This is a genomic window from Pseudomonas sp. CMR5c (assembly GCF_003850545.1).
GTDB lineage: Bacteria > Pseudomonadota > Gammaproteobacteria > Pseudomonadales > Pseudomonadaceae > Aquipseudomonas > Aquipseudomonas piscis.
In genome coordinates this window covers 1,274,612-1,287,427 of sequence record NZ_CP027705.1, presented here as the reverse complement: position 1 = coordinate 1,287,427, position 12,816 = coordinate 1,274,612, and the positions used below count along the sequence as shown (strand labels likewise).

At 64.4% G+C, this 12,816-nt stretch carries 12 protein-coding genes; 6 read left to right on the top strand and 6 right to left on the bottom strand.

Features of this window, described 5'->3' with window-relative positions:
- Positions 1-23: 23 nt before the first annotated feature.
- Positions 24-401, top strand: a complete 378-nt coding sequence (locus tag C4K40_RS05855) for a hypothetical protein (RefSeq protein WP_053134441.1) — start codon at positions 24-26, stop codon at positions 399-401.
- Between the two features lie 108 nt (positions 402-509).
- Here C4K40_RS05855 and C4K40_RS05850 read toward each other — a convergent pair whose 3' ends face one another.
- Positions 510-719, bottom strand: a complete 210-nt coding sequence (locus C4K40_RS05850) for a cold-shock protein (protein WP_022642562.1) — start codon at positions 717-719, stop codon at positions 510-512.
- A 388-nt stretch (positions 720-1,107) separates the two neighbouring features.
- Between C4K40_RS05850 and plsB the strand changes: the two genes are divergently transcribed.
- Genes plsB through C4K40_RS05835 form a run of 3 tightly spaced genes read left to right on the top strand, consistent with a single transcriptional unit; the run spans position 1,108 to position 4,777 of the window.
- Complete coding sequence (gene plsB / locus C4K40_RS05845; RefSeq protein WP_053134438.1) at positions 1,108-3,612, top strand: glycerol-3-phosphate 1-O-acyltransferase PlsB; 2,505 nt, start codon at positions 1,108-1,110, stop codon at positions 3,610-3,612.
- 52 nt (positions 3,613-3,664) lie between these two features.
- Positions 3,665-4,063 carry a YbaY family lipoprotein gene (locus C4K40_RS05840; protein ID WP_022642561.1) on the top strand — a complete coding sequence of 133 codons (399 nt, stop codon included), beginning with the start codon at positions 3,665-3,667 and terminating at the stop codon, positions 4,061-4,063.
- A 24-nt stretch (positions 4,064-4,087) separates the two neighbouring features.
- Positions 4,088-4,777: a DUF4197 domain-containing protein gene (locus C4K40_RS05835; RefSeq protein ID WP_053134435.1), complete on the top strand. Its 690-nt coding sequence runs from the start codon at positions 4,088-4,090 to the stop codon at positions 4,775-4,777.
- A 55-nt stretch (positions 4,778-4,832) separates the two neighbouring features.
- Here the strand turns inward: C4K40_RS05835 and C4K40_RS05830 are convergent, their stop codons facing one another.
- Together C4K40_RS05830 and C4K40_RS05825 are read right to left on the bottom strand one after the other, a co-directional pair.
- Positions 4,833-7,889 (bottom strand): efflux RND transporter permease subunit, encoded by a 3,057-nt coding sequence (locus C4K40_RS05830; RefSeq protein WP_022642560.1) that lies wholly within the window; start codon positions 7,887-7,889, stop codon positions 4,833-4,835.
- A gap of 6 nt (positions 7,890-7,895) precedes the next feature.
- Positions 7,896-8,984 carry an efflux RND transporter periplasmic adaptor subunit gene (locus C4K40_RS05825; protein ID WP_053134433.1) on the bottom strand — a complete coding sequence of 363 codons (1,089 nt, stop codon included), beginning with the start codon at positions 8,982-8,984 and terminating at the stop codon, positions 7,896-7,898.
- Between the two features lie 94 nt (positions 8,985-9,078).
- On the opposite strand from C4K40_RS05825, the gene C4K40_RS05820 reads away from it, so the two are divergent.
- On the top strand, positions 9,079-9,723 hold the full coding sequence (locus tag C4K40_RS05820; protein ID WP_031320976.1) for a TetR/AcrR family transcriptional regulator: 645 nt from the start codon (positions 9,079-9,081) through the stop codon (positions 9,721-9,723).
- Between the two features lie 16 nt (positions 9,724-9,739).
- On the opposite strand, the gene C4K40_RS05815 is transcribed toward C4K40_RS05820, so the two are convergent.
- Positions 9,740-10,522: a class I SAM-dependent methyltransferase gene (locus C4K40_RS05815; protein ID WP_022642556.1), complete on the bottom strand. Its 783-nt coding sequence runs from the start codon at positions 10,520-10,522 to the stop codon at positions 9,740-9,742.
- A gap of 93 nt (positions 10,523-10,615) precedes the next feature.
- On the opposite strand from C4K40_RS05815, the gene C4K40_RS05810 reads away from it, so the two are divergent.
- On the top strand, positions 10,616-11,233 hold the full coding sequence (locus C4K40_RS05810; RefSeq protein WP_022642555.1) for a hypothetical protein: 618 nt from the start codon (positions 10,616-10,618) through the stop codon (positions 11,231-11,233).
- A 9-nt stretch (positions 11,234-11,242) separates the two neighbouring features.
- Here the strand turns inward: C4K40_RS05810 and C4K40_RS05805 are convergent, their stop codons facing one another.
- On the bottom strand, positions 11,243-11,941 hold the full coding sequence (locus tag C4K40_RS05805) for an extensin family protein (protein ID WP_053134430.1): 699 nt from the start codon (positions 11,939-11,941) through the stop codon (positions 11,243-11,245).
- A gap of 12 nt (positions 11,942-11,953) precedes the next feature.
- Complete coding sequence (locus C4K40_RS05800) at positions 11,954-12,787, bottom strand: oxaloacetate decarboxylase (RefSeq protein ID WP_053134427.1); 834 nt, start codon at positions 12,785-12,787, stop codon at positions 11,954-11,956.
- Positions 12,788-12,816 lie beyond the last annotated feature (29 nt).

Below are 12,816 nucleotides of genomic sequence, written 5' to 3'. Positions count from 1 at the left end.
TCAGACCGGCAATGAGGACATCCATGCGCCAGCCCGATATCGAGATTTACCTGAAAGACGCCGACGTCGACCACAAGGTCATCGCCGCCTGGCTCGGCGCCGTGCTGGGTCCTTGCAGCCAATGGGTACAGAAGGGCCAGACCTACAAATGCACCGCCGGCCAAGTACCGGTGACCTGGCTGCCCAAGGCCGTTGGCAAATGGAACAGCCTGTATCTGGAAAGCGACCAGACGCCCTGGGACGACGACATCGCCTGCGCCCGCGCCGCGTTCGCCGCGCTCAACGTCGAGGTGCGCTGCGCACCGGGTAGCTGGGTCGAGGAGGAAGGTGAGGAGTCCGCCGATCGCTGGATTCGCATCAGCACCGACGGTGAAGAAGAGATTACCTGGCGCACCGCCTGATTTCGTGCGCCTGATTCCAATTGCAGTAGGAGAGAGGCTTGCTCGCGATAGCGTTGTGCCTGGTAGCACGTTATCGCGGGCAAGACTCGCGCCTATCGGGCAGAGCCCTTACAAGCCGACGACGTCCTCGGCCTGCAGGCCTTTCTGGCCTTCGACCACGGCGTACTCCACCTGCTGGCCTTCGGTCAGGGAACGGTGGCCTTCGCCACGGATTGCCCGGTAGTGAACGAACACGTCCGCCCCACCTTCACGTTGGATAAAGCCGTAGCCCTTGGCGTCGTTGAACCACTTCACGCTGCCGGTCTCACGAGTAGTCATGAATCCATCCCTCAATTTTTTATTATTGGCTCGGCGCTCTGCCGCCAAACCTGGAGAACTTTCCCTGGGCCTGCTTCTCTATGAGTGGAAGCGATACGACTGCGGGAGAGTTGGCCGAGTATATGACAGGTGGAAAAACTCTCAACTCAATCTTGTTTAGTGGCGTTTTTGCCGATTTTCGACGAATCCGGCACACTAGCGCCCACTACTGCCAGGTAAAGAGCCGCGTTGCCGGACGACGTTGCCGACTACCGGGCTGGAGCGAGCAAACCGCACTTCTCGCGCCTTTTTCCGCAACAAGCGAGCTGCCGTCGCGACCTGTCCCAGCGACCACAGCTCCTCCCCCCAGGCTTGCGCTTGGTTTTTTATTCACTCACGTAGAAACCGTATGACCCGCTCCCCGATCCGCCGTCTCGTGTTTGGCACCTTGCGCCGCCTGCTGTATCTCTGGGTGCGCTCGGAAACCATCAACCAGTCGTCCTTCACTCTTGACCTGGACCGCAGCCGACCGGTGTTCTACGTCCTGCAAAACCCATCCTTGAGCGACCTGGCGGTGGTGGACACCGAGTGCACCAAGGCCGGCCTGCCACGCCCGGTACTGCCGGTGTCGGTGGGCAACATGCTGGAGCCTGCGGCGTTCTTCTACCTGACCCCGGAGCCGGACTGGCTCGGCCGCCAGGACAAGCGCGGCGCACCGCCGACCTTGACCCGCCTGGTCAGCGCCCTGACCCAGAACGCCACCGAAGATGCGCAGATCATCCCGGTCAGCGTGTTCTGGGGCCAGTCCCCGGACAGCGAGTCCAGCCCCTGGAAACTGCTGTTCGCCGACAGCTGGGCGGTCACCGGGCGCCTGCGTCGCCTGTTGAGCATCATGATCCTGGGACGCAAGACCCGGGTGCAGTTCTCGGCGCCGATCCACCTGCGCGAGCTGATCGAGCACAACAAGGGCCATGAACGCACCGTGCGCATGGCCCAGCGCATCCTGCGGGTGCACTTTCGCAACCTCAAGGCCGCCGTCATCGGCCCGGACATCTCCCACCGGCGCAACCTGGTCAAGGGCCTGCTCAACCAGCCCCTGGTCAAGCAGGCGATCCTGGATGAAGCCGAACGCGAGAAGATCTCCCCGGAAAAGGCCAAGGCCCAGGCCCTGCGCTATGGCAACGAGATCGCCTCGGACTACACCTACACCGCGATCCGCTTCCTGGAAGTAGTGCTGAGCTGGTTCTGGAACAAGATCTACGACGGGATCAAGGTCAACCATCTCGAGGGCGTGCAGAAGATCGCCCAGGGCCACGAAGTCATCTACGTGCCCTGCCATCGCAGCCATATCGACTACCTGCTGCTGTCCTACCTGCTGTTCCGCAACGGCCTGACCCCACCCCATATCGCCGCCGGGATCAACCTCAACATGCCGCTGATCGGCGGCCTGCTGCGACGCGGCGGGGCCTTCTTCATGCGCCGCACCTTCAAGGGCAACCCGCTCTACACCTCGGTGTTCAACGAGTACCTGCACACCCTGTTCACCAAGGGCTTCCCCGTGGAGTACTTCGTCGAGGGCGGGCGCTCGCGCACCGGGCGCATGCTGCAACCCAAGACCGGCATGCTGGCCATCACCTTGCGCAGTTTCCTGCGCTCCTCGCGCATGCCCATCGTCTTCGTACCGGTGTACATCGGCTACGAGCGGGTGCTGGAAGGCCGCACCTACCTGGGCGAACTGCGTGGCGCGAGCAAGAAGAAGGAGTCGATCTTCGACATCTTCAAGGTCATCGGCGCCCTCAAGCAGCGTTTCGGCCAGGTGGCGGTGAACTTCGGCGAGCCCATCAAGCTGGCGGAATTCCTCGACCAGGAACAACCGGACTGGCGCACCCAGGAACTGGGCCCGCAGTACCGCCCGGCCTGGCTCAACGAAACCACCAATCGCCTGGGCGAGCGGGTGGCCCAGCACCTCAATGAAGCCGCGGCGATCAACCCGGTGAACCTGGTGGCCCTGGCCCTGCTCTCCACCAGCCGCCTGGCCCTGGACGACCGCGCCATGGCCCGGGTACTGGACCTGTACCTGGCCCTGCTGCGCAGCGTGCCCTATTCGCCCCACACCACCTTGCCGGAAGGCGATGGCCAGGCGCTGATCCAGCACGTCAAGGACATGGACCTGCTGGCCGAGCAGAGCGACGCCCTGGGCAAGATCCTCTACCTGGACGAGCAGAACGCCGTCCTGATGACCTACTACCGCAACAACGTGCTGCACATCTTCGCCTTGCCGGCACTGCTGGCGAGCTTCTTCCAGAGCTCCTCGCGCATGAGCCGCGAGCAGATCCTGCGCTACACCCGGGCCCTGTATCCGTACCTGCAGGCCGAGCTGTTCATCCGCTGGCCCCTGGAGGAACTGGATGCCGTGGTGGACCAGTGGCTGCAAGCCTTCGTCGAACAAGGCCTGCTGCGCTTCGAGAAAGAGATGTACCAGCGCCCGGCGCCCAGCTCGCGGCACTTCGTCCTGCTGACCCTGCTGTCCAAGAGCATCGCCCAGACCCTGCAGCGCTTCTACATGGCCATTTCGCTGTTGCTCAACAGCGGCCAGAACAGCATCAGCGCCGAAGAGCTGGAAGACCTCTGCACGGTCATGGCCCAGCGCCTGTCGATCCTGCATGGTCTCAATGCCCCGGAGTTCTTCGACAAGAGCCTGTTCCGCCATTTCATCCAGACCTTGCTGGACCAGGGCGTGCTGCGGCGCGACGACGCCGGCAAGTTGAGCTACCACGAGTTGCTCGGGGAACTGGCCGAGGGCGCCGCCAAGCGCGTGCTCCCGGCGGAGATTCGCCTGTCGATCCGCCAGGTCGCCCTGCATCGCAGCGAAGACGCCGCCGAGCAAGTCGCGACTGCGGCGCAAAGCGAGTAGATTCTCATGGGCGCCGCGGCTCGTGCGGCGCCCCCAGATACGGAGATCCGCCATGAAGAAGTTCATCCTGCTGGCCGCCGCCGCGCTGCTCGGGGCTTGCCAATCCACCGCGCCTGCGGCCAAGGCCAGCCTCGAAGGTGAAGTCTTCTATCTGCAACGCATCGCCCTGCCAGCGACCGCCACCTTGAGCGTGAGCCTGCAGGACGTATCCCTGGCCGATGCGCCGGCGGTGGTCCTGGCCGAGCAGCGCGGACCCGTCAAGGGCCAGGTGCCACTGCCCTTCCATCTCGACTACGATCCGGCCCAGGTCAAGCCTGGCCATACCTATTCGCTCAGCGCGCGCATCGAAGTCGATGGCCGGCTGATCTTCATCACCACCGAACACAACGGGGTCAAACTCGACGGCAGCGATCCGCGGCCGTTCAAGCTCCGTGTCGACGCTGTCCGTTAATCCCCACTGCACAAGGAAGCCGCCATGCTCTGTACCTCGCTTCGTTTCACCAGCCTGTGCGCTGGCCTGATGATCTCCGCCAGCGCCCTGGCCCTGTCCCTGAGCGACCTGTCCCAGGGTGATGCCAGCGGCGGTCTCAAGGATACCCTGACCCAGGGTGCGCAAATCGCCGTCAAGCAGCTGGGCACCCCCGGCGGCTTCAGCAACAACCCGGACGTACGCATCGAGCTGCCAGGCAACCTGGGCAAGGTCGCCAAGAAGATGAAACAGTTCGGCATGGGCGAGCAGGTCGAACAGCTGGAAACCAGCATGAACAAGGCCGCCGAGGCGGCAGTCCCGCAGGCCCAGGCGCTGCTGGTGGATGCAGTGAAGAAGATGACCGTGGCCGATGCCAAGGGCATCCTGGCCGGCGGCAAGGATTCGGCCACCCAGTACCTGGACAAGAGCAGCCGTGAACAGATCCGCGCCAAGTTCCTGCCGATCGTCAAGCAGGCCACCGACCAGGTCGGCCTGGCCAAGCAGTACAACTCCTTCGCCGGACAGGCTGCGACCCTCGGCGTGCTGGATGCCAAGAGCGCCAATATCGAGGGTTACGTGACCGAGCAGGCGCTCAACGGCCTGTTCGAGATGATCGGCAAGCAGGAAGAAACCATTCGCCAGAACCCGGGCGCCGCGGCCACCAGCCTGGCCAAGAAAGTCTTCGGCACCCTGTAAGCCCTGCCCTCACCCACAGGAGCCGGTCGTCCGGCTCCTGCTTCGCGCAATCGCCTCAGTCCTTCTTGACCCTGAACCATGCCGCATACAGTGCCGGCAGGAACAAGAGGGTCAGCACCGTAGCGACAATCAGCCCGCCCATGATCGCCACCGCCATCGGCCCGAAGAACACGCTGCGCGACAGCGGGATCATCGCCAGCACCGCCGCCAGGGCGGTCAGCACGATAGGCCGGAAGCGCCGCACCGTGGCCTCGATGATCGCATCCCAGGGTTTCTGCCCGGCCCTGATGTCCTGCTCGATCTGGTCCACCAGAATCACCGAGTTGCGCATGATCATCCCCGACAGGGCGATGGTCCCCAGCATCGCCACGAAGCCGAAGGGCTGACGGAACACCAGGAGGAACAGGGTCACGCCGATCAGCCCCAGGGGCGCGGTGAGGAACACCATGGCCGTGCGCGAGAAGCTGCGCAGCTGGACCATCAGCAAGGTCAGCACCACCACGATGAACAGCGGCACGCCGGCCTTCACCGAGTTCTGGCCACGGGCCGAGTCCTCGACGGTGCCACCGACTTCCAGCAGGTAGCCATCGGGCAACTCGGCACGCACCGGTTCCAGGGTCGGGAGAATCTGCTGGACCAGGGTCGCCGGCTGCTCCTTGCCATAGATATCGCCCCGCACGGTCACCGTAGGCAGGCGATTGCGATGCCAGATCACCCCTTCCTCGAAGCCGTACTCCACGGTCGCCACCTGGGACAGCGACACGCTCTGGCCGTTGTCGGTGGGTACCGCAAGACTCGGCAACAGCGATAGCTCGGTGCGTTCCTCGCGGGTGCCACGCAGGAGGATCTCGATCAGTTCGTTGTCCTCGCGATACTGGCTGACGGTGGAACCGATCAACGAGCTCTGGAGGAACTTCGACAGGTTGGCGGTGCTCACGCCCAGGGCCCTGGCACGGTCCTGGTCGATGTTCAGGTAGACCACCTTGCTCGGCTCTTCCCAGTCCAGGTGGACGTTGGCCACATGGGGGTTTTCACGCACCTTGGTCGCCACCTTGCGGGCCAGGGCACGCACCTCCTCGATGTGCTCGCCAGTGACCCGGAACTGCACCGGATAACCTACCGGCGGGCCGTTCTCCAGGCGCGTGACCCGCGAACGCAAGGCCGGGAACTGCTGGTTGAGGGTATCGAGCAACCAGCTGCGCAGGCTCTCGCGGTCCTCGATGCTTTTGGCCAGGACCACGAACTGGGCAAAGCTGGTGGCCGGCAGCTGCTGGTCCAGGGGCAGGTAGAAACGCGGTGAACCGGTGCCGACATAGGCCACGTAGTTGTCGATGCCCGGGTGATCCTTGAGCATCGCTTCCAGGCGCTTGACCTCCTCGGCGGTGTTGCTCAGGGAGGCGCCTTCGGCCAGTTTCAGGTCGACCATCAGTTCCAGGCGGCCCGAAGCCGGGAAGAACTGCTGCGGGACGAAGCGGAACAACAGCACCGAGCCGACGAACGCCAGGATGGTCAGGACGATCACCGTCTTGCGCCGCTCCACGCACCAGCCCACCACCCGGCGTACCCGCTGGTAGAACGGCGTACCGTGGGGATTGGACTCGGCGCCGTGCTTGGCGGCATGGAGCTTGGCCAGGTCCGGCAGCAACTTCTCGCCCAGGTACGGCACGAACACCACTGCGGCGATCCAGGAGGTCACCAGGGCGATGGTCACTACCTGGAAGATCGACCGGGTGTACTCACCCGTGCCCGACTGGGCCGTGGCGATCGGCAGGAAGCCGGCCGCCGTGATCAGGGTGCCGGTCAGCATCGGGAACGCGGTGCTGGTCCAGGCATAGCTCGCGGCCTTGATCCGGTCGAACCCCTGTTCCATCTTGATCGCCATCATCTCCACCGCGATGATCGCGTCGTCCACCAGCAGGCCGAGGGCCAGGACCAGGGCGCCGAGGGAAATCTTGTGCAAGCCGATGCCCAGGTAATACATGGTGGCGAAGGTCATCGCCAGCACCAGGGGAATGGCCAGGGCCACCACCATCCCGGTGCGGATACCCAGGGAAAAGAAGCTCACCAGCAGTACGATGATCAGCGCCTCGGCCAGTACCCGGACGAACTCGCCGACCCCGGTCTTCACCGCCGCCGGCTGGTCGGAGACCTTGCGCAGCTCCATGCCCGCCGGCAGGGTTTTCTGCAGCCGCGCGAACTCGCCCTCCAGGGCCTTGCCCAGCACCAGGATGTCACCGCCTTCCTTCATGGCCACGGCCAGGCCGATGGCATCCTCGCCCATGAAGCGCATGCGTGGCGCGGGCGGATCGTTGAAACCGCGGCGCACATCGGCGACATCGCCGATGCGGAAGGTGCGCCCGGCGACGCGGATCGGGAAGCTGCGGATCTGCTCCACAGTCTGGAAATTACCGGACACGCGCAATTGCACCCGCTCGCTGGAAGTCTCGAAGAACCCTGCGGTGGATACCGCGTTCTGCTCCTCCAGGGCCTGTTGCACTGCCGCCAGAGGCAGGCCCAGGGTCGCCAGCTTGACGTTGGACAGTTCGATCCAGATCTTTTCGTCCTGCAGGCCCAGCAGCTCGACCTTGCCCACGTCCTTGACCCGTTGCAACTGGATCTGGATGCGGTCGGCGTAATCCTTGAGCACCGCGTAGTCGAAACCCTGCCCGGTCAGCGCATAGATGTTGCCGAAGGTGGTGCCGAACTCGTCGTTGAAGAACGGCCCCTGGATGCCAGGCGGCAGGGTGTGGCGGATATCGCTGATCTTCTTGCGAACCTGGTACCAGAGCTCGGGAATCTGGTTGGAGTGCATCGAGTCCCGGGCGATGAAGGTCACCTGGGACTCACCGGGCCGCGAGAAGGACACGATACGGTCGTACTCGCCGGTCTCCATCAGCTTCTTCTCGATGCGCTCGGTGACCTGGCGCGACACTTCCTGGGCCGTGGCTCCCGGCCAGTTGGTGCGGATCACCATGGCCTTGAACGTGAAGGGTGGATCTTCGCTCTGACCCAGCTTGGTGTAGGACAGCGCCCCGACAATGGCCAGCAACAACATCAGGAACAGGACGATCTGGCGATTACGCAACGCCCAGGCGGAAAGGTTGAAACCCATCGGGGATTACTCCTTGGCCGCCAGGTTGACCACACGGTTGGAGCGATCCACCGGGCGCACTTGCAAGCCCTCATGGAGCACATGCACGCCTGCCGCCACCACCCAGTCGGATGGGCTCAGGCCTTCGAGCACCGGCACGGTCTTTTCATTGAAGGCACCAACCCGTACCGGGGTCTTGTGCAGGGTGTTATTGGCGTCGATCCGCCAGACGTAGGTGGCCCCGCCTTCGGCGGTCAAGGCCGACAGCGGTACCGACAGCGCCACTTGCTCGCCGTTCTGGACGAACACCCGGGCACTCTGGCCCAGTTCCGCCGGGACCTTGCCAGCGTTGAATGCAATGCGCGCGGCGAAGGTCCGCGAACGTGGATCGGCGGCTGGCGACAGCTCACGGATATGTCCGGCAAAGCGCTGGCCCGGCTGGGTCCAGAGCTCCACCGATACCGGCTGGCCGACCTTGAAGCGACCGAAATTCTGTTCCGGGACGCTGATCAGTACCTCCCGCTCGCCATCGGTAGCCAGGGTAAAGACCGTCTGCCCGGCGGCCACGACCTGCCCCACTTCCACTGCCCGCTTGGCCACCACGCCATTCTGGGGCGCTCGCAGCACGGCGTAGCCGGCCTGGTTATTGGCGACATCGAACTCAGCCTTGATCTGCTTCAGCCGCGCTTCGCCGGAACGATAGAGGTTCTCGGCGTTGTCGTATTGCGAATGGCTGACCATCTGCCGGTCCAGCAGGGCCTTGTAGCGATCGCGCTCGGCACGCACCAGGTTGAGGTTGGCGCTGGCGGCGGTGACCTGGGCCCGGGTGGCCTCCAGTTGCAGACGCACGTCCTGGGGGTCGAGCTCGGCCAGCGGCTGGTCGGCCTTGACTCGCTCGCCCTCCTCTACCAGCCGTCGGCTGACCTTGCCGCCGATGCGGAACGCCAGGTCCGGTTCGTAGCGGGCCCGTACTTCGCCGGGGTAGCTGTCCGAAGCCCGTGCCGAAGGCTCTGGCTGTACCACCATGGCCGGCCGGACGCCGATCTGGACGGGCTCTTCGTGCCCACAAGCAGACAGAAAAAAAGCCAGGCTGACTGGCAGGGCATAGCGGAACATGGCGGCGACCTTTCGCTAATGGGGCTTGGAATAATTATACTGGCCAGTATGTTATTAATAGCAAACTCACCAGTCCAGTATTAACAACGAAAAAATGTCCGACAATCACGCCGCACACGTTGGGCCAGGCAGGCCCAAGGATCTGGCAAAACGCCAAGCCATTCTCGACGCAGCCAAGAGCCTGTTCTTGAGCAATGGCTACGCCAATACCAGCATGGATGCGGTCGCCGCCGAAGCCGGGGTTTCCAAGCTCACGGTGTACAGCCACTTCAACGACAAGGAGACGCTGTTCTCCGCCGCCGTGGTGGCCAAGTGCGAGGAACAACTGCCTACGCTGATCTACGAGCTGACGCCCGGCACCTCGGTGGAAAGCCTGCTGCTAGCCATCGGCCGGGGGTTTCATCATCTGGTCAACAGCGACGAATCGATCAACCTGCATCGCCTGATCATGACCCTGGGCAGCCAGGACCCCAAGCTCTCGCAGGTGTTCTTCGAAGCCGGTCCCGAACGTGTCCTGCAGGGCATGGAACGGCTCCTGGGCAAGATCCACCAGCAGGGCACCCTGAGTATCGACAAGCCGCGCAACGCCGCCGAACACTTCTTCTGCATGCTCAAGGGCGGGGCGAATTTCCGCTTGCTCTACGGCTGCGGCAAGCCCCTGGCCGGGGCCGCCGCAGAGGAGCACGTGCGGGAAGTGGTGGGGCTGTTCATGCGCGCCTATCGTCCGGAGCCGGACTGAGCGCGCCGGCCAGGGTTCAGGCCTTGAGCGCCTTCTTGGGGTAGATGTCGTAGCGGCTGGATTTGCCTTCCAGGCCATGGCTGGGCTTGGGTCCGTCGATGCACGGCGCCTTGCGCGGACGCTTGACCACCACCCGGTGGCTGGCCAGGGCCAGGGCCGCTTCCAACAATGCCGGAGCGTCGTTGTCGTCGCCCACCAGAGGCCGGAACAGGCGCATTTCCTTCTTTACCAGGGCGCTTTTCTCCCGGTGGGGGAACATCGGGTCGAGGTAGATCACCTGGGGCGGTTCGCCTTGCCAGTTGCGCATCAGCTCGATGGAGTTGCCCTTGAGCAGTTGCATCCGCGCAACGATGGGCGCCACCTCGGCATCCTGCGCCGCACGGGCCAGGCCATCCTCCAGCAGGGCGCCGATCAGCGGCTGGCGCTCGATCAGGCTCATCTGGCAACCCAGGGTCGCCAGCACGAAGCCATCCTTGCCCAGGCCCGCCGTGGCATCCAGCACCCGTGGCCGCACGCCCTGGGCCACGCCCACGGCCTTGGCGATCATCTGGCCGCTGCCCCCGCCGTACAAGCGCCGATGGGCCGCGCCGCCTTCGACGAAATCCACCCGTACCGGCCCCGGGGCGTCAGGCCCCAGTTGCTGCAGTTGCAACCCCTGCTCGCCCACCTGCAGGGCGAACTCGGCGTCCTCGATCTGCAACGGCAAGCCCAGGCGCTCGGCCCACTGCCGGGCCTCGGACTCGAACCCGGCATCCAGGGCCTCGACGTTGATGCGGCAGGCCGCAGGTTGCTCACTCATCTGAAAACACACTCAAAAAATTAATGATCGGCAAAAACTGCCGATAACAGGACTATCGGCCATTTTGCCAGAGCTCAGCGTCGACCGAGAGCAATGTCAGACATTCAACGCACATCGATAGGTTATATCTCGCCCCATGGCGACTATGGCCTGCGCAACTCCCAGGCACTCAGTGGCGTCAGCCACCTGTGGCAGGACTTCTTTGCCCAGGCCCTGGCCGAGCAAAGAGGTGATGGCGCCGGCGTTGAAACCATGCCCAAGGTGGCCGTCGATGGCCCGGTGGAACCTGCCGGTGGCAGCGAGATACTGGCGCAGATCGTCAACCAGCGCGGTTGCGAGGTCCAGGACACCGAAGTCCGTCCGCCCGAGCCACTGTTCCTGCCCATCGCCGAGTTCGAGATGGAACTGCTGGACAAGCCAGCCCCGCCCTTCCCGCCGGAAGAAATCATCGCCCAGCAACGCCAGCAAGATTTCGAGAACGGCTGGGTACGCCCGATCGTGCTCAATGCCGGCCAGCCCCTGCCAGCGCCCGGTCCGGCCCCGGACCCGCGCCCACTGCACCTGCCGATCGCCGAATTCGAGATGGACCTGCTGGACAAGCCGGCCGAGCCGTTCCCGCCACAAGAGCTTATCGAGCAGCAACGGCAGATGGACTTCGACATGGGCTGGGCCCGTCCGCTGATCCTGCAGAACCTGCGCATCGCCGCCTGACCCTGTCCCTCAGCGACAACGCCAGAGCGGCCCCAGGTCCAGGTGGAAATGGTTGCGATGGGCGCTGTTGAAGTCCGGCCCCAGCACCACGTTGAAAGCGTCGCAGGCACCATTCCGGGCCAGGCGCAGAAACCGTCCCTCGGCACTGTCCTTCGGCCAATCCTTGAGCACGCTGATATTGCGTCCGTCACTCAGGCGAAAGCCGGCGATATCCAGGGCGTTGGCGCTGGCATGCTCGCTGCGCCAGCCAATCTTGCGGTGATACATATTGCGACAGGCAAAACTGCCCAGGTGATCGACGCGCGCCACCCGCTGGCCAAACACCTGCTGCGCCGCCGGCTGCAAGCCATGGCGCTGGTACAGGGCAAAGGCCACGGCCAGCGGGCAACTGGCGAGGAAGCTGCTGCTCAGGGCGATATCGCCGCCCTGCACTCGCACGGTATTGCTCAAGGGACAGTCCACATCGGCACGGCTGTCGGGTTGGCGACTGGTGCGCAAGCCCGAGGTCGCGAGGGCCTGGTCGCACAGCTGCGGGTCATCCTGCAGTCGTGACAGCTTGAAGCGGGTCAACAGATTGGGCTTGGCCCGCACATCCAGCGGCGCCCAGGGATTCCAGGCATCGGCCAGCGGCAGCCAGCCCGACCGCACACCAATCAACAACAGGGCGCCCAGTAACACCAGGGCGCCCACAACCTTCCTTGCCCTCACGCCAATTCCTTTTTACGACTGCTTGAACAATTGATTGATCTGCCCGAAGGGAATCGCCCGCTCGGCGAAATCGAAGCGACCCTGGTCACGGATCTCCTGCGCCGCCTGGTAGAACGCGCCATAGGCCGCCCGGGCCAGGGCCGAACCGACACTGATGCGCTTGACACCCAGCGCCGCCAGTTGCGCCACGCTCAGGTCCAGGCCGCCGGACATCAGCACGTTCACCGGTTTGGGCGCCACCGCCCGCACCACTTGGCTGATCTCCTGCGCACTGCGCAGCGCCGGGGCGTAGAGCACGTCGGCGCCGGCCTCGGCATAGGCCTGCAAGCGGCGGATGGTGTCCGCCAGGTCATTGCAGCCGTGCAGCTGGTTCTCCGCCCGGGCAGTCAGCGTGAAGGAGAACGGCAGGCTACGCACCGCCGCGACGCAAGCCTCGATGCGCTCCACCGCCAGCTGGAAATCATAGATGGGCTCTTCGGCACGACCGCTGGCGTCCTCGATCGAGCCACCCACCGCACCGCAGGCAGCCGCTTGCAAGAGGGCCTGGGCGCACTCCCCTGGGCTGTCGGCAAAACCGTTCTCCAGGTCCACGGCTACCGGCAGCTCGCTGGCGCCGACGATGCCGCGCACATTGGCCAGGGTATCGGCCAGGCTCAAGGCGCCTTCGGCATCCGGGCGCGCGAGGGAAAACGCATAGCCGGCACTGGTGGTGGCCAGGGCCTCGAAGCCCAGGCCGGCCAGCATCCTGGCGGAGCCGGCATCCCAGGGATTGGGAATGACAAAAGCCCCGGCACGTTCATGCAGGGCCCTGAAGGCATTGGCACGAAGGGTTTGCGCGTGGTCCATTACTCGCTCCTCGAAGGCTGCAAAAGCAC